This is a genomic window from Companilactobacillus keshanensis, from assembly GCF_003946205.1.
GTDB classification, from domain to species: domain Bacteria; phylum Bacillota; class Bacilli; order Lactobacillales; family Lactobacillaceae; genus Companilactobacillus; species Companilactobacillus keshanensis.
In genome coordinates this window covers 48,932-67,887 of the sequence record NZ_RHOS01000011.1, presented here as the reverse complement: position 1 = coordinate 67,887, position 18,956 = coordinate 48,932, and the positions used below count along the sequence as shown (strand labels likewise).

At 36.9% G+C, this 18,956-nt stretch carries 14 protein-coding genes; 11 read left to right on the top strand and 3 right to left on the bottom strand.

The genetic code is table 11. The annotated features are described in order from the left end of the window. Positions 1 to 174: 174 nt before the first annotated feature. The gene (locus EKM64_RS07435; RefSeq protein ID WP_125677179.1) at positions 175 to 1,149 is read right to left on the bottom strand and encodes an AraC family transcriptional regulator; all 975 of its coding nucleotides are present in this window, start codon (positions 1,147 to 1,149) and stop codon (positions 175 to 177) included. A gap of 140 nt (positions 1,150 to 1,289) precedes the next feature. Here EKM64_RS07435 and EKM64_RS07430 point away from each other — a divergent pair, with 140 nt between their 5' ends. From EKM64_RS07430 to rhaD, 5 genes are read left to right on the top strand one after another with little or no spacing between them, the layout of a single operon-like run. Beyond that, positions 1,290 to 2,603 (top strand): MFS transporter, encoded by a 1,314-nt coding sequence (locus tag EKM64_RS07430; RefSeq protein WP_125677177.1) that lies wholly within the window; start codon positions 1,290 to 1,292, stop codon positions 2,601 to 2,603. 2 nt (positions 2,604 to 2,605) lie between these two features. Further along, positions 2,606 to 4,078: a rhamnulokinase gene (rhaB, locus tag EKM64_RS07425; RefSeq protein WP_125677175.1), complete on the top strand. Its 1,473-nt coding sequence runs from the start codon at positions 2,606 to 2,608 to the stop codon at positions 4,076 to 4,078. After that, on the top strand, positions 4,075 to 4,389 hold the full coding sequence (gene rhaM / locus EKM64_RS07420; RefSeq protein ID WP_125677173.1) for an L-rhamnose mutarotase: 315 nt from the start codon (positions 4,075 to 4,077) through the stop codon (positions 4,387 to 4,389). Before rhaB ends, rhaM begins: the two co-directional genes overlap by 4 nt. A 25-nt stretch (positions 4,390 to 4,414) precedes the next feature. Beyond that, positions 4,415 to 5,680 (top strand): L-rhamnose isomerase, encoded by a 1,266-nt coding sequence (locus EKM64_RS07415; protein ID WP_125677171.1) that lies wholly within the window; start codon positions 4,415 to 4,417, stop codon positions 5,678 to 5,680. 36 nt (positions 5,681 to 5,716) lie between these two features. After that, on the top strand, positions 5,717 to 6,547 hold the full coding sequence (rhaD, locus tag EKM64_RS07410) for a rhamnulose-1-phosphate aldolase (RefSeq protein ID WP_125677169.1): 831 nt from the start codon (positions 5,717 to 5,719) through the stop codon (positions 6,545 to 6,547). A gap of 164 nt (positions 6,548 to 6,711) precedes the next feature. On the opposite strand, the gene EKM64_RS07405 is transcribed toward rhaD, so the two are convergent. Further along, on the bottom strand, positions 6,712 to 7,443 hold the full coding sequence (locus tag EKM64_RS07405; protein ID WP_125677167.1) for a glucosamine-6-phosphate deaminase: 732 nt from the start codon (positions 7,441 to 7,443) through the stop codon (positions 6,712 to 6,714). Positions 7,444 to 7,656: 213 nt separating this feature from the next. On the opposite strand from EKM64_RS07405, the gene EKM64_RS07400 reads away from it, so the two are divergent. The 6 genes from EKM64_RS07400 (at position 7,657) to EKM64_RS07375 (ending at position 17,328) form a co-directional block, all read left to right on the top strand. Then, positions 7,657 to 9,492 carry a PTS mannitol transporter subunit IICB gene (locus EKM64_RS07400; protein WP_125677165.1) on the top strand — a complete coding sequence of 612 codons (1,836 nt, stop codon included), beginning with the start codon at positions 7,657 to 7,659 and terminating at the stop codon, positions 9,490 to 9,492. 20 nt (positions 9,493 to 9,512) lie between these two features. Further along, on the top strand, positions 9,513 to 11,591 hold the full coding sequence (locus EKM64_RS07395; RefSeq protein ID WP_125677163.1) for a BglG family transcription antiterminator: 2,079 nt from the start codon (positions 9,513 to 9,515) through the stop codon (positions 11,589 to 11,591). Between the two features lie 4 nt (positions 11,592 to 11,595). Next, the gene (locus tag EKM64_RS07390; RefSeq protein ID WP_125677161.1) at positions 11,596 to 12,039 is read left to right on the top strand and encodes a PTS sugar transporter subunit IIA; all 444 of its coding nucleotides are present in this window, start codon (positions 11,596 to 11,598) and stop codon (positions 12,037 to 12,039) included. 1 nt (position 12,040) lies between these two features. After that, positions 12,041 to 13,192 (top strand): mannitol-1-phosphate 5-dehydrogenase, encoded by a 1,152-nt coding sequence (locus EKM64_RS07385; RefSeq protein WP_125677159.1) that lies wholly within the window; start codon positions 12,041 to 12,043, stop codon positions 13,190 to 13,192. A gap of 609 nt (positions 13,193 to 13,801) precedes the next feature. Then, positions 13,802 to 15,382, top strand: coding sequence for a cation:proton antiporter (locus tag EKM64_RS07380; protein ID WP_125677157.1), 1,581 nt, complete (start codon positions 13,802 to 13,804; stop codon positions 15,380 to 15,382). An 11-nt stretch (positions 15,383 to 15,393) separates the two neighbouring features. Then, positions 15,394 to 17,328 (top strand): elongation factor G, encoded by a 1,935-nt coding sequence (locus EKM64_RS07375; protein WP_125677154.1) that lies wholly within the window; start codon positions 15,394 to 15,396, stop codon positions 17,326 to 17,328. Positions 17,329 to 17,480: 152 nt separating this feature from the next. On the opposite strand, the gene EKM64_RS07370 is transcribed toward EKM64_RS07375, so the two are convergent. After that, complete coding sequence (locus tag EKM64_RS07370; protein WP_125677187.1) at positions 17,481 to 18,821, bottom strand: amino acid permease; 1,341 nt, start codon at positions 18,819 to 18,821, stop codon at positions 17,481 to 17,483. Positions 18,822 to 18,956: the final 135 nt, after the last annotated feature.

The following is an 18,956-nucleotide window of genomic DNA, read 5'->3' as shown; positions in this document are numbered from 1 at the left end:
GTCAGCTAGTTCAACGTCATCTTTAATAACGAATGGATCATTAACTTTATCAACTACAGCTGCTTTAATTTTCATATGTGTAATTCCTCACTTTTATTTATTTCTAAATAGCAGTGAACGTTTTCTCATCGATAAGTATTTCACAAAAAAAATTAAAAATCAATCAAATAATTTTTATTTTCGATCGTCACCTGGCATTCTTTGATAAAACTCCTTGTACTTCTTGTAGAAATGAGTCTTATTTTTCATACCAATTTTTTCAACTATTTCCTCTATAGGGAGGGTGGTTGAGGTGATCAAAATATGAGCTTGGATCAATCTTTGCTTGGTCAATAAATCTTTGAAAGAATCACCAGTTTCTTTTTTTATAACGTTACTCAAGTAGTTCTTATTGTATTTGTACTTGGTTGCTAAATTAGTTAAAGAGATGTCACGGTAGTTTTTTGAGATATCTTTTAGGATATTGATAATCAACTTTTGTTTAGCGTTACTGCCTTCAGGAGCACTGACATGATAATTACGAACTAGTTTAACTAATAATATAGAAAGATAAGCTTGAAGAATTGTGTCAGAGAATTCTCTTTTCTCATAATATTCCTCAATGATCTGTTCCATAGTCATTTTAATATCTTCACTGTGTTCACTTCTGAAAATCAAGTATTTTGGGGTTAATTTACCTCCACCAGATACTCTATTTAATAAGAAGTTATAAACTAACGAGTTACTTTTTCTCATACCACTCAAGAAGTTGATATTGATTGATTGATCTCTAAATAGAAGATTGATCAAGATATCATCTTCATCAAGCCGAGAAATTGAATGAGAACAACCGACATCTATAAGTAAAAGATCACCTTTTCTCAAATGCACCTGTTTTCCATTGACTATTTGGTCACACTCACCACTTAACATGTAATTCATTTCCAAAAATTGATGTGTGTGCTCCGGATACTCTGCGAATCGACTGTGTTTACTAATATAGATATTACGATTTCGGAAGAAATAATTATTGAGAATCCTGAATTCATTGGTCGAATCGGAGTGTTTTACCGCTCTATTCGGAATATCGTCGATATGTTTACCAGTTTTTAACTGACGATTTTCGATCAACTCATGTTGCTTTAAACGTGCTATTGTACGCGGATTCATAAAGTTACCCCCTGTAATTATGTCACTAAGAACCTGTGCTAATGACATTTAAGAATGTAAGCGTTCACTGTAGATTAGAACTTGTAACAACATGTGAGCGTTTTCTCAAGCAAATATTTTATTTAGGGTGAGGTGTAGTTATGAGTGATTCAAGTGGAAAAGGATCTTTAAAGTCAACGATGGCCGTATCGTTAACGAACTTCCTAGATTCCGGTTGTATTGTTGCTGGTGCTAGTGGTTTGACTTTATGGACTCATGAGTTTGGATTGAGTAGTTTTGAAGTTGGTTTACTTGGTGCTTTGAGTGCCAATGCTTTCGGATCAGCGATTGGTGCGTTGATCGGTGGACATCTATCAGATAAGTATGGACGTAAAGTTATTTATACTTACGATATGATTATATATTTACTTGGTGCACTTATAGTAACATTTTCAGTTAATTTTCCAATGTTATTAGCTGGATTTATTGTAACAGGTGTCGCAGTTGGTGCTGGTGTTCCAGCAAGTTGGACTTATATCTCAGAAACATCTGAAGATACAGATCGTGCCAGAAATATTGGTATTTCACAATTTGCTTGGTCAATGGGACCAGCTCTTATCTTTACATTAGGTGTTTTATTTGCACCACTTGGTTTGATGGGTAACAGAATTTTATTTGCCATTTTAGCCGTAGTCGCTTTCATTGCTTGGAGCCTTCAGAGAAATCTAAAAGAATCCAAGGATTGGGAAGAGCAAAAAGCCAAAGAGAAGCTCAGTGGAGAGAAACCACATCCATATAAAGAGTTATTCTCAAATGCAATTAATATTAAATCGCTATTATTCTTGATCGGTGTATACATGTTCTGGAACCTTGTAGCTGGTGCTATGGGATTCTTCATGCCATACGTGTACGAAACAGCTGGTGGTCTAACAAACCTACAAGCTAACTTATTGCAAGCAGTATTATGGATCTTTACAGCTTTAGCAACATACTTTGGTTTTGCTAAGTATGGTGATAAAGCTAACCACAGAATTTTCTTCTTTGTTGGTGCAGCAATGGCTGCAGCTTCGTGGATTATCTTGACATTTGCTGGTATGAATTGGACTAGCCTTTGGTTGTTCGTTATTATCTGGGGTGTTTCAGCTGGTATCGGTGCTCAAGCTTGGTACGCATTGTGGGCAACAGAATTGTTCCCTACTAAGTATCGTGCTGGATCACAAGGTGTCATGTTCTTCGTTGTTCGTGCATCTGCCGGTGTTTGGTCAATTATATTCCCAACTATCTTAACAACAATGGGATTCAAGGCCGCTGGTACATTCATGATTGTTCTACTACTAATTTCATTAGTAATCGGTACAATTTGGACTCCACATACACAAGGCAAATCATTGGAAGAAATTTCTAAAGAAAGATATGGAACTACTGATGGATCTCCAGAAGATTCAGATGATTCCACAAGTGGACAGGAGGTTTAATCATGAGTAAAGCTTATGTAGCCGTTGATATTGGTGCTTCAAGTGGTCGCCTGATGCTTGGAACTTTAGATAAAGGCAAACTTCAACTACAAGAAATGCACCGTTTTAAGAATGGCTTTACAAAAGAAAATGGTCATGATCGATGGAACATTGAGTCAATCATGAATGAAATCTTCGTTGGCTTGGAAAAAATTAAAAAGGCTGGATACGATGATGTTCAGTTAGGTATCGATACTTGGGCTGTTGACTATGTTTTGGTCGGCATGGACGGCAAAAAAGTAGAAGATCCTATCAGTTATCGTGATGCTAGAACAAAGAATGCGATGGAAGAATTAACATCAGATCTTCCTAAGAGTTACATATATAAGAAGACTGGTATTCAATTCCTTAACTTCAATACTTTGTATCAACTTTATACAGAAAATAGAGAAGAACTTGCTGAGACTGACAAAATTATGATGATACCTGATTATATCGGATATGTTTTGACGGGTAATGCTGTAACAGAAGTAACAAATGCTTCTACTACACAAATGCTTAATCTTCGTGAGGGACTCTTTGATAATAACTTGTTGGATAAAGTTCACGTTCAACAAGATCAATTCCCAAGATTAGTTGAATCTGGAACAATCTTAGGTAAGATCCGTCATAAGTGGCATACCATTTATGACTTGCCGGAAACAGAAGTAATCACAGTCGCTACTCATGATACAGCATCAGCTGTCTTGGGTACTCCTGGTGAAGGCGATCACTGGGCATTCTTAAGTTCAGGTACTTGGTCATTATTAGGTACAGAATTGAATGTCCCAGAAAACGGTGAATTGGCATTCCAAGGTAATTATACAAATGAATGGGGTGCCTATGGTACATATCGTTTTCTAAAGAACATCATGGGACTTTGGATGGTTCAAAACTTGAAACACGAATTCGATGATAAGTATAGTTTTAGTGAATTGGCCTCAATGGCTGAAAAAGTTAGTCCATTTGAACAATTCATTAATGTTAACGACGATCGATTCGCAAATCCTGAAAATATGACTAAAGAGATTCAGGCATATTGTAAAGAACATAATGAAAAAGTTCCTGAAACGCCTGGAGAATTGACAATGGCAGTTTATTCTAACTTAGCCTTGTATTACGCAAATGAAATACAAGAACTAAATAGAATTCTGGGTTATGAATTGGATGCTTTAAATATTGTTGGTGGTGGATCAAATGTTGCGCTCCTCAATCAATTAACAAGTACATTGTCAAATATCAAAGTTTACGCTGGACCAGGTGAAGCAACAGCCATTGGTAACTTAATGGTTCAAATGATCACAAAGAACGACATCAACAATATTGCTGAAGGTAGAAAGGTTATCAGGGATTCATATCCTGTTAAGACTTTCAAGCCCGAAACAAATAAATATGGTAACACGCTCCATGAGTATCAAGATTTTTTAAACACTGAAGGGAGAGATACAGTTCAATGAAAAGAATGGGTCAAATAATGTATTTGCATAAGGACTCTTATGCTGAATACGAGAAGAGACACAATAATCTATTTCCAGAAATGCGTAAGGCTTTGAAGGAAGCCGGAGCACACAACTATTCAATCTTCTTAAATAAGGAAGATGGCATGTTGTTTGCTTATCTTGAGGTCGACAATGTTGAAAAATATAATGATATTGCCAAAACTGATGCTGCCAAAAAATGGTGGGCATACATGGAGCCTTTGATGGACACAAATCCTGACAAGAGCCCTGTAACCGTTGATTTAGACGAGCTATTTCATTTAGATTAGTAACACAATTTAGGAGGAATTATTAATGGTTAAAACTGAAGAAGTCGAAGACGCATACAAAGTTGCTAAAGAACGATACGCCGAAATTGGTGTTGACACTGAAGCAGTTATGAAACAATTAGCTAAAGTTAAATTATCTGTACATTGCTGGCAAGGCGATGACATTCATGGATTCTTATTCCCAGGCCAAGAGTTAACTGGCGGTATTGGTGTAAGTGGTAATTATCCTGGTATTGCACGTACACCTGATGAATTATCTGGTGACTTGAGTGAAGCACTTTCACTTATTCCTGGATCACATAAAGTTCAAATGCACGCTATTTATGCCGTAACTGACAAGAAGAAGGATCTCGATGAGATCGAACCAGAAGATTTCAGTTACTGGGTAGATTGGGCTAAGAAAGAAAAAATTGGATTGGATATGAACGGAACATTCTTCTCACATCCTAAGGTTAAGGAAAACTTTACTTTAGCAAGTCCTGATAAAGATATCCGTGATTTCTGGATCGAACATGGTAAGAAAACTCGTGCCATTGCTAACTACTTTGGTAAAGAATTAGGTCAACAATCAGTTAACAACTTGTGGATTCCAGATGGCTTTAAAGATAATCCTATCGACAAAGCTACACCACGTCTTCGTCTAATTGATTCATTGGATGAAATTGACAAGAAACAATATGACGAAAAGAACACTATCGAAGCCTTTGAAGGTAAACTATTCGGTACTGGTATTGAATCATATACTGTTGGTTCACACTTGTTCTACAACAACTATGCTTTGACAAGAAACAAGTTATGGACAATTGATGCTGGACACTGGCACCCAACAGAAGATGTTTCTGATAAATTCTCAGCCTTCCTACCATTTGGTAAAGGTTTGATGTTACACGTTTCACGTCCTGTACGTTGGGATAGTGATCACGTTGTTATCTTTGATGAAGCACTTGTTAGAATTGCTCGTTCATTAGTTCGTGATAATGAATTAAGTAAGACAAACATCGGACTAGACTTCTTCGATGCTACAATCAACCGTGTTGCTGCTTGGGTTATTGGTGCCCGTGCTACACAAAAGGCTCTATTACAAGGTATGCTTGAACCAATCGAACAATTGAAGAAAGCTGAATTAAACTACGACTTTACTACAAGATTGGTAGAAACAGAAGAGCTTAAATCATATCCATTTGGTGCTGTTTGGGACGAATTCTGTCTACGTAACGATGTACCAGTTGGTAATGATTGGCTAGATAGCATCCATCAATATGAAAAAGACGTTCAATTCAAACGTAACTAAAATTAATTAGTTCAGCTTCAGAAGGGAAGAAAAATAATGGAATTTATAAATTCAAAGTATGTAAAGAAAATGTCCGAAATCACTAACGAGTTATACAAACATGGCTGGGACGAAAGAAACGGTGGTAATGTCAGTCTTCGTTTAACACAAGAAGAAGTAGATCAATTTGATGACCTTAATAAGGTTATCAGAAACATTCCCATCAAATTTGACGCATCCCCTCTAGCTGGACAATATTACTTAGTTACTGGTACAGGTCGTTATTTTAAGAACGTTCATAATTTCCCTGATAGAGATGCAGGTTTGGTTAAAATCACTGATGAAGGTAACTCAGTTGACTTATACTGGGGCTTCAACGACGGTGGTCAACCAACAAGTGAATTCCCTGCACATTTGATGACACATATTGCCAGACAAAAAGTTGATTCAAATCAAAGAGTTGTTATGCACTGTCACCCAACAAACTGGGTTGCTCTATCATTCACTCAAAAGTTGGATGAAAAAGAAATTAGTAAGTTACTATGGAAGATGCAAGCTGAATCATTGGTTGTCTTCCCAGAAGGTGTTGGTATCATTCCTTATATGACACCTGGTACAAACGAAATCGGACAAGCAACTGCTGATAAAATGAATGAATTCAGAGTTGTTATGTGGCCACATCATGGTATCTTCGGTTGTGGTGATAATATGGATGAAGTTTATGGATTAATCGAAACTGTTGAGAAGGCAGCTTTGATCTATACAACAATCCAAAGCCAAGGTGGAGACATCAAACAAGAAATAACTGATGATGACTTAAGAGATTTGGCTAAATCATTTAATATTACACCAAATCCTAAGTTCCTATCTATGGACAAAGTTAAGTAAACGCATTTTCAAATTAAGAGCCATGCCTACGGCATGGCTCTTTTTGTGTCTACTATTAAATAGCATAGCATAGTGTCATATATGACATAACAACAAAAGATCCCCCATCTACCAAAATTGGCAGATGGGGGGATCAATTTGACTATATATATATATAGTAGAAACTAGTTAATTTTTTCGTCGATTGATGAATCACTTAATTCACTACCAGCGTCTTTATCAACGATGATTGTTACATCGTCTTTTGTTTGAAGAACTGATGCAGGGCAGTCATTTGTAACTTTGCCTTCGATCATTCCTTTAACAGCATCGGCTTTTTCTGTACCGAATGCCATCAAGACGATCTTTTTACTTTTAAGGATTGAACCAATACCCATTGAGTATGCGTAACGAGGTACGTCATTTTCGTTTTCAAAATTTCTGGAGTTTGCTTCAATAGTTGATTCTGTTAATTGAACTTTTCTTGTTTCTACATCAAATGGTGAACCTGGTTCGTTAAAACCAATGTGACCATTGCGACCCAAGCCAAGAACTTGGAGATCAATAGGGTGATCAGCAATAACTTTATTGTAACGTTTTGCTTCTTCTGAAGAATCTTTTGCTTTACCATCAGGAACAAATGTTTCTGCAAATGGTTTCTTGTTAAATAGGTTTGATTGCATGAAGTAGCGGTAACTTTGTGGATCTTCTGGTGCAAGACCAACGTATTCGTCCAGGTTAACTGATGTCATCTTTGAGAAATCAACATCGCTGGCGATCATTTCCTTATATAAAGGAATTGGTGTACTACCAGTTGCTAAACCAAGAACCTTAGCACCGTCATCCATAGCTGATTTAATAAGTTTAAATGCTTCTTTACCGGCAATCTCTTTATTACTTGTAACAATAACTTTCATTATATATGTTACTCCCTTCAGAATTATACCTCTTGTTTGGTATAGTCCAATTATAGTTGTCTTTGATGGTCTCTGTCAAGAATTTACAGAAAATTTGTCTATACCAAGTTTTGTCATAGATTTTTGTGCCAAAGCTATCGTTGATGGAAATTTGGGAAACGCATACAATATTTCTTATAAGCGTTTTAAGTGCTTGGAAGGAGTGTTAGAAATATGAAGGCAGTTTCAAATAGTGACGCAAAAAAAGAAAAGACTTCGCTCAAAACGAAGACTCAGCGTCTAGGTAGTAAGCTTTCAGGAATGGTTATGCCAAATATCGGGGCATTCATTGCTTGGGGACTTATTACAGCCTTATTTATGGCTTCAGGTTGGCTTCCTAATGCCCAATTGGCAAAAATGATCACGCCAATGGTTACATATTTATTGCCATTATTAATCGCCTTTACAGGTGGTAGCATGGTTGACGAACATCGTGGAGGTGTCGTTGGTGCTATTGCAACAATGGGTGTCATTGTTGGTACAAATATTCCAATGTTTATTGGTGCCATGATTATGGGACCTTTAGCTGGTTGGTGTATCAAGAAATTTGATGCATGGGCTCAGCCAAGAACTAAACAAGGATTCGAAATGCTTGTTAATAACTTCTCAGCCGGTATTTTAGGTATGTTGTTGGCAATTGTCGGATTCTTCGGAATAGGTCCAGTTGTTTCAGGACTTTCTGGAATATTAGCTGTAGGTGTAGATTGGATCATCAAACATAATCTTATTCCATTAGCAAATATCTTCATTGAACCAGCAAAAATTTTATTCTTAAATAATGCTATTAATCAAGGTATTTTAACACCATTAGGTATTCAAGCATCAGCATCTGCTGGTAAATCAATTCTATTCTTGCTTGAACCAGATCCAGGTCCAGGTCTTGGAGTATTGTTGGCATTTATGTTCTTTGGTAAGGGTAGTGCTAAGAGTAGTGCTTCTGGTGCCGCAATTATTCACTTCTTTGGTGGTATTCATGAAATTTACTTCCCATATGTATTAATGAAACCTGCATTGTTCCTATCAGTAATCGCCGGTGGTGTTTCAGGTACATTCATGTTTAACCTATTTGGAGCAGGTTTGAAGGCTTCACCTTCACCAGGTTCTATTATTTCAATTCTTCTCATGACTCCTAAGGGTCTGGGAAATTATATTGGGGTTCTAAGTGGTGTCGCTGTTGCAACGGTCGTTTCATTCTTGATTTCAATGATTATTTTGAAACGTGATAAGACAGAAGATACAGATCTTGAAACCAGTCAGGCCAAATTGGCAAATATGAAAGGTTCAGCTAAAGGCACTTCAGATGCATCAGCTGCATCAACAGAAGATGCTCGTGCTATCCTTTCAACAGCTAATGAAGTTAACCACATTATCTTTGCTTGTGATGCCGGAATGGGATCATCAGCAATGGGTGCTTCAATTCTTAGAGATAAAGTTAAAAAAGCTGGTTTGGGACTATCAGTTACAAATACAGCTATCAATAATTTGAAAGATGAACCAGGATTATTAGTTGTTACACAAGATGAATTAGCAAATCGTGCCCTTCAAAAGACACCTTCAGCCGTTCACGTTGCAGTTGAGAATTTCTTGAATTCACCTAAGTACGACGAAATTGTTACAGGTTTAAAGACTAAAGAAGTTTCCGATACCGTTGACAGTGCTCCTAAGGCTGACAAGGATGCTAAAAAGGAAACTGCCGAGTCAAGCAATCTTCAAGATATAGATGTTTCAAAGATCAAAGTAATCGACTTCATTCATCATGATCAAAATGTTGGCTCCGCAACTATGGGACGTTCATTGTTCAAAGATAATATGAAGAAGTCCGGTGTATCAGACGTCAAAGTTCAACATCTTTCAGTTGGTGAAGTTGATGATGAAGCAGAGGTTCTTGTAATTGCTAGTCGTGATACTGCAAAACGTATCAAGTTATCATTCAAGAATGTTCAAGTGCTCATGGTTGATAATCTAATGGATGCACCTGAGTATGATAAACTTATTGCAGAACTTAAATAATTCTGCAAGGACGAAAAAGGATGAATCTATCAAGCCGAGAGTCGGAAATATCATTACTTTTATTAAAGAACCCTAATGGTTTAGGAATCGCTGATTTGATGAAAAATATTCATGTAAGTCGTCGAACGATTTACCGTGAATTATCGAGTTTGGAAACAAGCTTGGCTCATTTAGCCATTAGTTTAACCAAAGAGGATGGCAGTTATTATTTGGTCGGCAGTAAAGAGAATTTGGATGAACTGAATTCAATGCTGGTCCAACCCAATAAACAGGCAACCATATCTTCAGTTGAAACACGTCAGAGTGCTTTAGCTTGTAAGTTGTTGACTGTTAATAAAATAACTACCATTGGTGCTTTAGCTGATGAGTTTGAGGTCAGTGTATCCACTATTACCCAGGATTTGAAAGTGATAGAAGGTATTTTCAACGATTATCAACTTGATATCTCCCGAATTAAGGCCAAAGGCATAGAAATAATCGGAAAAGAAAGTAATGTTCGCCGAGTTATCAGCGGCATTCTTTCTAGTGAAATCAACGAATATGAATTCTTCGAATTTCTCATGAATGATACAGCAATTGGATCGATCACGACATCTCAGTATTTTATCAATTTATTAGATGTCGATTTGGTCAAACAAGCAAACGAAGCAATTCAAAGTCGTATCAAGACTGATTTCTCCAATTTCTCCGATAGCCAGCTCAAGCAGTTAATTATCATATTGGCTGTTTCGGCCAAGAGAATTGAAGACAAAAGAGTTATTTCTCATCTAAACCACATTGATCAGAGCAATTTGTTCAAATATCAACATGTTGCAATAGAGCTTTTTAATCAGTTTAGTGAGACGATTCGAGATCGTATTTCATTGATGGAATTAGGATTTATGGCACAACAGATTCAAGGAATGAGCTTTTCTATTTCTAATAATGTTTTACTTGATGACTATGATCTGCAACTTTCCTATCAGGTAAGAAGTTTGATCAAACAAGTTTCAGATAGTTTTGGATATGATTTTAAAACTGATGATACGTTGTTCAACGATTTAATGGCGCACATTGGGTCCGCCTTAAAACGACAGATCTCCCAGTTACCGGAGATCAACAATCCAGTTCTAAAAAATGTCATTAGCAATTATCCACAGCTTTATGAAAGAGTGAAAGATAGTCTCAAGGACGTATTTGACGATAGATTACCCAGTAGTGAAGCAGCGTATGTGCTAATTCATTTTGCATCAGCCTTTGAACAGCAACGACAAGACAAGATTATTAGCGCCTTAGTCGTCTGTGCAAATGGTATTGGGACAGCCAGAGTTTTGAAAAGCAGATTAAAGAAAACCGTACCGGAAATCAGTAATTATCGAGTATCTCGAGTTGCCGAATTGAGTAAATTAGATTTGAAACAATATGATTTGATTCTCTCAACAATTTTCTTGCCTGGTTTCAAATATCCTTACAAAGTTATCTCACCATTGCTTTTGCAAAATGAAATTAGAGAAATAAAAGATTATTTAAACGATCAGTTTGGTGCCATAGAGGTCAAGAGGGGACTCTCTATCTCGGGTAAGACAAACGATCCCATAACTAAATTGAATAATCTTTATGATGAATTATCTGTATCTAAAAAGTTATTAAAACATATCGAAGTTAAGAAAATTGATAATCGTGATTACAATTTACAGCAAACACTGTTGTTACTATCAAGAAGATTACGACCAGAATTCGTTTCAGATGCTGATAAAGTGGCAACCGCACTTTTCCAGAGAATGGAACGAGCTCCAGTGGGACTTCCTAATACCGGCATGGGCTTAGTCCATACAACTAATGAAGCTGTTATTGAACCATTTTTCTCAATCTATGAGTTGTCCAATTGGATCGTTATTAAGGGAATGGATCATAAGGCAATGAATTTGAAACGGTGCTTTTTCATGTTAGCGCCTAGAGAAATGAATGATTTCAGTGCAGATTTGATGGGAGGTATCTCCAGTTCAATCATTGATAGTGAAAGTAATCTGAAAGTTTACCAACATGGTAATACTAATGAATTAAAAGAATTAGTATCTGAATTATTTTTGGACGCTATTAAACAAAGGGATTGGAAGTGAAACGATGAAGGCCTTAGATAAAAATCTCATCAAACTTAATCAAGAAGCAAAGACAAAAGAAGATGCCATCAAACAAGCTGGTCAATTGCTAGTTGACAATGGTTACGTTGAACCCGGATATATCAGTTCAATGATTGACCGTAACAAGGATGTATCAGTTTATATGGGTAACTTTATAGCTATTCCGCACGGTACCGAAAATGGTAAGCATTTCATCAAGAAAACTGGGATTTCAATTGTTCAATATCCAATGGGTGTTGATTTCAGTGAGGATCCAGCTGATGAAAAACTTGTCACAGTTGTATTTGGTATTGCAGGATTAAACGGTGAGCACTTGCAATTGTTGTCATCGATCGCACTATTTTGTAGTGATATTGCTAATGTCGAAAAATTAGCCGATGCACAATCACCAGAAGAAGTAATTAATCTATTAAAGGAAGTTGATTAGGATGAACGCAGTACATTTTGGAGCAGGTAATATTGGTAGAGGATTCATTGGAGAAACTTTAGCATCTAACGGATTCGACATTCACTTTGTTGATGTTAACTCAACAATCATTGATGCCTTAAATAATAGAAAAGAATATGATATTGAATTAGCCGCAGAAGGCAAGAAGAAAATTCATGTTTCTAACGTAGACGGTATTAACAATAAAGACAATCCTGAAAAGGTTGTTAGTGCTATTGAAAATGCTGACATGGTTACAACAGCTATCGGACCTAAGATCTTACAATTTATCGCTGGTTTGATTGCTGATGGTATCAGTGCACGTAAAGCTAATGGCAACGAAAAGACATTGGACGTTATCGCATGTGAAAACATGATCGGTGGTAGCCAATTTCTAAAGGGTGAAGTTTACAAGCACTTGTCAGATGATGATAAGAAGTTTGCTGACGAATATATCGGTTTCCCTAATGCAGCTGTTGATCGTATCGTTCCTATCCAACATCATGAAGATCCTTTGGCCGTTTCAGTTGAACCATTCAAGGAATGGGTCATTGATGAATCGCAAATGAAGAATCCATCAATTAAATTGGATACAGTTGTTTATGTTAAGGATCTGGAACCATATATCGAGCGTAAGTTGTTCTCAGTTAATACAGGTCACGCCACAGTAGCTTACACTGGTGAATACCTTGGATACAAGACAATCGGTGATGCTATTGCTGACGAAAAAGTTCTTAAACAAGTTAAAGGGGCCCTCAAAGAAACTGGTGACCTATTGATTCACAAATGGAACTTCGATCCTGCAGAACACAAAGCTTATCAAGATAAGATCCTAAGTCGTTTCGAGAATAAATATATTTCAGATGATATCTTAAGAGTTGGTCGTACACCAATCCGTAAATTAGGATTTGATGAAAGATTTATTCGCCCAATCCGTGAATTGAAAGAGCGCTCATTAGACTATAGTGTATTGTTAGACACAGTAGGTATGATATTAACATTTGACGAGGCTAAAGATTCAGAGAGTGTTGAATTACAGAAGATGCTTAAAGAGGATAAAGCTATCGATGTTATCAAGAAGGTAACTGGTCTTAAGGATGAAGACTTAATTAATGAAATCCTTGCATCATATGAAGCAAAAATTAACAAATAGAGTTTAATTGTGTTGTCTCGTCTACAGGACTGAGAATATTCACCTGCTATGCGGACCGGTCCCAGCCTTGGTCTGGTACCTCGTGTTGAAGCCTTGCTCGCAAGTCTCCAACACGCCCGGTGGTGTAAACGGCTCACGCCGTAACGCCACTTTCATAGCTGGTAAATATTCTCAGTCCTTACGACTAATTTAGTATTCGAAAATAATTCATTAATTTTAATAAGAGGGAGTTGTATCGCACTTTAGATGTGGTATGGCTTCTTTTTTCGATTTCATTTAATGTTTATATAACTAATTGATTTCATTGAATAAATTAAGTCGGAGGGTATGAGAATGGTCACCAGCTGTGAGAATGATGTTATGGCTTTAGCCATTACATCATCGGGCGAGTTTGAAGCCTTACCGAACTTTGTAAGGCTTCAAACCGAGGTACCAGACCAAGGCTGGGACCGGTCCGCATAGCAGGTGACCATTCTCATACCTAGAGACGATTCAAACCGCTTATTAATTGACAAAATTAAATAGTTAATATAACCTCAAAAATGACTAGTAGGTGTGGAAAAACATAGTTTTTTCACGCCTTGTTTTTTTTGAGTGGGGGAATAGTTTATGGAAATGTATGTATCGACGATCATTATTTTGATTGCAGTAGCTTTAAGTAACTTTTTAGCGAAATTTGTCAGTTCTATTTCAAAGACGTATATTAGTTTGATTATTGGAATTATCTTTGCGGCTATTCCACTTATTAATGGTTATATTTCAAAATTTGATTTTGAATTTTTTATGGCCTTTATCATCGCACCGTTATTGTTTTTGGAAGGTCAGAAAACTAGAAGTATCCTAGTTAGAAAGAAAATCAAATCGATTATTGGGACGGCAGTGGTTTTGGCGCTGGTATCTGCTATTGCAGGATTGTTTACGATCAGCCAAGTATTCAGTTTAACTTTACCATTTGCTTTGATCTTGATTGCCATCAGTACACCGACTGATGCGACGGCAATGGATTCGGTCAGTGAAGGTCGTAAGATGCCTAAACGGACTGAAACAGTTTTGAAAATGGAATCATTATTCAACGATGCTTCTGGCATTATTCTTCTGCAAGCTGGAGTCATTTGGTTCAAGACCGGTCATTTGTCATATGCCAAAAATTTTGGAGTTTTCATTTTGACTGCCATTGGTGGTGCACTACTTGGTTTATTGGTGGCCTTTATTATCATGGTATGTCGACAAATGATCATTCGGACACGATTTAATGTCACTTCATCACATTTGATCGTCTACTTTGCGACACCAATTTTGATTTATTTGGCTGCTGAAGAATTGAATCTTTCTGGAATCATTGCTGTTGTTAGTGCAGGATTGATTTTTAATGGAGAAATGAGTCGGAGTCGCTTTTCCAGCCCAAGATATTTAAGCTTCTTTAATCAGACGGTGAATTTCATCGGTGACACGATGAATGGATTTGTCTTTGTGATCTTAGGCTTATCTTTGATGAGAATCATAATTGAAAAAAAGACTGAACTAACTAGCACTTTAGAGTGGCTGTGGATGGGAATCGTCATCTATTTAGTGTCATTAGTGATACGATATCTTTATGCAAAATTTGTAACGAGATATGGTCAAATGGAAGCCATCAGTTTTTCGTTAGGTGGAGTTCATGGTGCAGTTACACTGGCCTTGGTCTTCTCCTTAGTGGGACAGGGAATTTCAACACATCTGTTCAACCTGATTTTATTAACTGAAACAGTTGTAATTATTTTGAGTATGCTGACGCCAACAATTGTTTTCAAATTAATCTTGGATCCAGTTCAAAACGAGGACGATCTATGGATGAATAAAAAAGTTGTCCGTGAAAAAATGGTTAGAGTTGGTATCGAGTATGTTTCGAACTTGCAAATATCACCGGCTGTTAAAGAGAGTGTTACGTTTGATTTATTGGATCAAAATAGGAATACTACCTTGAGGCAGTTTTTAAAACAGTGGTCTGGTGTTAATAGTAAGCGTTACATATTTACTGGATTTCAAGCGGTTGAAGAACGACAAATCTTGATGAATGCCTTTGAGGAAGAACGCAAATATTTGTACGATCTGATTGATGGTGCTGCTTTGGATAAGGCCAAATATGTTTATGATGTGTATAGTGAATTATTGATTTCGGAATCTTTAGTTTTAGATTCATATGAGGAATAGGAGTATTTAAAATGAAACAAATTGTAGCAGGGATCGTAGCCCATGTGGACGCCGGTAAAACAACTCTTTCAGAGGGTTTACTCTATCGTAACGGTAATCTCAGACAGTTAGGTCGAGTGGATAATGGGGATGCTTTTCTTGATACTGACAAATTGGAGAAGAAACGTGGGATTACTATTTTTTCACATCAGGCCAATTTGAAATTTAATGATTTGGACCTGACATTACTCGATACTCCCGGACATGTAGATTTTGCCTCACAAACAGAACAAGTTTTGAGTGTTCTAGATTATGCAATATTGGTTATTTCAGGAACTGATGGAATTCAAGGATATACCAGAACTCTGTGGGGATTATTAGATCATTATAATGTGCCAACCTTTATTTTTGTAAATAAAATGGATGCTGTTGGATCTGATAAATCCAGGGTGTTAGAACAGTTACAGGCTGAATTATCATCAGGATGTATTGAGTTTTTTGATGAATTAACAGAAGATATGTCTGAGGAAATTGCTATGCAAGATGAAGACATATTGAACGAATTTTTGAATTCTGGGGAACTTTTAGAAACAAACGTTTCACACCTTATCAAACAGCGAAAAGTGTTTCCGTGTTATTTTGGTTCAGCTTTGAAATTAACTGGTATAGACGAATTATTGAATGGATTTGAAAAATGGACCATTGAGAATAATTACGCAGATGATTTTGGCGCACGTGTTTTTAAAATTTCTCATGACGAAAAAGGCGAAAGATTAACTTGGGTTCGAGTGACTGGTGGAGTTTTGCACAACAAGGCAATTGTTATCGGTGAACAAAAAGCTAATCAATTGCGAGTTTATAATGGTGATAAGTTTACATTGTCACAAGAGATCCTTTCTGGTGAGGTCTGTGCTATTGCCGGTTTGACTGACACAAAACCAGGTCAAGGATTGGGTAAAAATGAGGATGCCAGTGCACCAGAGATCCAGCCGGTTTTAAATTATGCAGTTGATCCTAAGAATAATGATATCCACACTTGTTTGATGGCTTTAAGACAATTAGAGGATGAGGATCCCCAGCTCCATGCTTCATGGTCCAGTCATTTGGAAGAAATAAGTGTTCAAATAATGGGTGAAGTTCAATTAGAAATCCTACAACAATTATTACTGGATCGATTTGATTTAGACATGGCCTTTGGAAAGGGTGGAGTTCTCTACAAAGAGACCGTCACGAAAACAATTGAAGGTGTTGGTCATTTTGAACCTTTGCGTCATTATGCGGAAGTGCATTTGTTATTACAAGCTGCTGAAGGAAATAGTGGATTAGTCTTTGATTCAGATTGTAGTTTGGAAGTATTAGGTAAAAATTGGCAACACCAAGTATTGACTAATCTCAATTCTAAAGAACATCTTGGTGTACTAACTGGATCCCCATTGACCGATATGCGTATAACTTTGGTTGGTGGAAAGGCAAGTATCGTTCATTCAGTCGGTGGAGATTTTAAAGAAGCAACATGGCGTGCTGTAAGGCAAGGCTTAATGGTGGCTAAACTCAATAATGCTTGTCAATTGCTTGAACCGTGGTACCGATTTAGATTGGTAGTTGATCAAGAACAAGTCGGCCGTGCTATGAGTGATGTTCAAAAGATGAGTGGAAATTTTAATACGCCAGAAGATGCAGGCAATGGTATGTCAATATTGACAGGTAATGCACCCGTTTCAGAAATGCGCGATTATGCTCAAGAAGTTAATGCCTATACTCATGGTGAAGGTCAGGTCGAATGTTTCGTTGATGGATACCGACCTTGCCATAATGCAGAAGAAATCATTGATAAATATGATTATGATCCAGTTTCAGATCTAGAAAATACACCAGGATCAGTCTTTTGTGCACATGGTGCTGGTTATCCAGTCCATTGGGATGATGTACCACAGATGGCACATTATCCATATTTAAATAATAATTAGTTTTAAAAAAAAAGAGGCGTTGTATCATATCAGATTATCTCAGATGTGATACAACGCCTCTTTGTGGGTATTTACATGAATTAATAAAAAGTCTAAATTAGTCAGAAGGATTGAAAATAGACAAACTTAAAATTTATGATTAAGGTCGATTTTTATGATTTTTTCAAATATTCTTTTCCATAATAAACTCCATAGCATAATAGAACGAATGGAATCATATAAAATAAGGCTGATCTTTGATTAGGATCAAAGACGATCAAGAAACAGGATAATAAACTCATAATGAACGCTGCCCAAGGAATTACCGGGTACCAAGGCGTCTTGAACTTCAATTCGTCCACAGTATGCCCAGACTTCAGCCAACTTTTTCTAAAATTGATTTCAGATAAGGCAATTGCCATCCAGACAAAAACCACCGCTAATCCAGAAATCGAAACGAGAATTAGATAGACCGTAGAGGCAGCAACAACGCTAGATACTAATGCCAATATTCCGCCCAGCATACTTAGTGATAAAGCAATTAAAGGAACACCACGAGAATTAGTTTTTGCATAGCGCATAGGAATCATACCTTCATGAGCCAATGACCACAGCATTCTAGTTGAGGCATATAGTCCAGAATTTGCAGCCGATAAAATGGCAGTTAAAACGACGAAATTCATTAAATCTCCAGCAAATGGTAGGCCAATACTTTTAAAAACTAGTACAAATGGACTTTGGTTTACTCCAGCTTTTTGCCATGGAATCAAGGCCGCCATAACAACAATACTACCAATAAAGAAGATCACTAATCTTAACAATGTAGTATGAATTGCACGAGGAATATTTTTACCAGGATCTTTAGTTTCACCGGCAGTAACACCGATCAATTCTGTTCCTGAAAAGGCAAAGTTAACTGTCAGCATAGTTGTGAAAACAGCTTTAAATCCATTAGGAAAGATACCATCTTTAAAAAGATTATTAAACATTGGAGCGTGAGTGTAACCTTTGATATGAATAGCCCCAAAGATTGCCAAACCGCCAAGAATAATGAAAATTATAATTGCAATAACTTTAATACTAGAAAACCAAAATTCGGTTTCCGCAAAAAATTTAACTGAAAGTGCATTAGATACGAAAATAACAAGCATGAACAACGCACTCCAGATCCAAGTCGGGGATTTAGGAAACCAGGTCTGCATGATCAATCCCGCTGCGGTAAATTCTGATCCTAGAGCAACTGTCCAAGTGAGCCAATATAAAATAGCCACTGTAAACCCAGTGCCAGGTCCAATATATTTGTCAGCATAGACGTGAAAAGAGCCAGTTTCAGGCATCGCAACTGATAGTTCACCTAGACATAACATGACTAGATAAACGACAATGGCTCCAATTCCGTAGGCCAAAATTGTACCTATTGGACCGGCCTCGTGAATTGTATATCCGGAACTTAAAAATAGTCCAGTTCCAATGACACCTCCCAATGAGATCATCAGAAGATGTCTTGATTCCATATTTCTCTTTAATTTAATGTGTACGTCTTTATCCCCCAAGATAATCCCCCTTGCATATTAGCTATTATTAGAATAAGATGAGAAAAGTTTAATAAAGACACTTTAAACTTTTTGAATTTAAATAACAATTAAAAA

Excerpts from the sequence above, each read along its gene's own strand:
- rhaM (WP_125677173.1), top strand. The coding sequence starts at position 4,075 with ATGAAAAGAATGGGTCAAATAATGTATTTGCATAAGGACTCTTATGCT.
- EKM64_RS07375 (WP_125677154.1), top strand. The coding sequence starts at position 15,394 with ATGAAACAAATTGTAGCAGGGATCGTAGCCCATGTGGACGCCGGTAAA.
- EKM64_RS07415 (WP_125677171.1), top strand. The coding sequence starts at position 4,415 with ATGGTTAAAACTGAAGAAGTCGAAGACGCATACAAAGTTGCTAAAGAA.
- rhaB (WP_125677175.1), top strand. The coding sequence starts at position 2,606 with ATGAGTAAAGCTTATGTAGCCGTTGATATTGGTGCTTCAAGTGGTCGC.
- EKM64_RS07385 (WP_125677159.1), top strand. The coding sequence starts at position 12,041 with ATGAACGCAGTACATTTTGGAGCAGGTAATATTGGTAGAGGATTCATT.
- EKM64_RS07380 (WP_125677157.1), top strand. The coding sequence starts at position 13,802 with ATGGAAATGTATGTATCGACGATCATTATTTTGATTGCAGTAGCTTTA.
- EKM64_RS07430 (WP_125677177.1), top strand. The coding sequence starts at position 1,290 with ATGAGTGATTCAAGTGGAAAAGGATCTTTAAAGTCAACGATGGCCGTA.
- EKM64_RS07395 (WP_125677163.1), top strand. The coding sequence starts at position 9,513 with ATGAATCTATCAAGCCGAGAGTCGGAAATATCATTACTTTTATTAAAG.
- EKM64_RS07435 (WP_125677179.1), bottom strand. The coding sequence starts at position 1,149 with ATGAATCCGCGTACAATAGCACGTTTAAAGCAACATGAGTTGATCGAA.
- EKM64_RS07390 (WP_125677161.1), top strand. The coding sequence starts at position 11,596 with ATGAAGGCCTTAGATAAAAATCTCATCAAACTTAATCAAGAAGCAAAG.
- rhaD (WP_125677169.1), top strand. The coding sequence starts at position 5,717 with ATGGAATTTATAAATTCAAAGTATGTAAAGAAAATGTCCGAAATCACT.
- EKM64_RS07370 (WP_125677187.1), bottom strand. The coding sequence starts at position 18,821 with ATGGAATCAAGACATCTTCTGATGATCTCATTGGGAGGTGTCATTGGA.
- EKM64_RS07400 (WP_125677165.1), top strand. The coding sequence starts at position 7,657 with ATGAAGGCAGTTTCAAATAGTGACGCAAAAAAAGAAAAGACTTCGCTC.
- EKM64_RS07405 (WP_125677167.1), bottom strand. The coding sequence starts at position 7,443 with ATGAAAGTTATTGTTACAAGTAATAAAGAGATTGCCGGTAAAGAAGCA.